1 pseudogene is annotated in these 252 nt (G+C 56.7%); it reads right to left on the bottom strand.

What is annotated here, in order from left to right:
* Window positions 1-252 (bottom strand): annotated as a pseudogene (narH, locus tag SB765_RS31930) (nitrate reductase subunit beta); the annotation flags it as partial.

Genomic DNA, 252 nt, shown 5'->3' with positions numbered 1-252 from the left:
GTTTGTAATGACGCATCGCCAGCATACGTTTCAGTGCGCGCAGTACCGGTTTGGTATCACCGGCGGTCAGCAGATTCGCCAGATACTGTACCGGAATACGCAAGCTTTCGACGTCTGGCAGAATGCCGTTGCTACCCAGCTCACCCGCGTCTGCTGCAGACTGAATCGGAGACAGAGGCGGCACGTACCAGACCATCGGCAGTGTGCGATATTCTGGATGCAGCGGCAGCGCCAGTTTCCATTCCATTGCCA

Source organism: Pseudomonas sp. SIMBA_067, assembly GCF_046534675.1.
GTDB lineage: Bacteria > Pseudomonadota > Gammaproteobacteria > Pseudomonadales > Pseudomonadaceae > Aquipseudomonas > Aquipseudomonas putida.
This window is presented reverse-complemented; position numbering and strand designations above follow the sequence as displayed.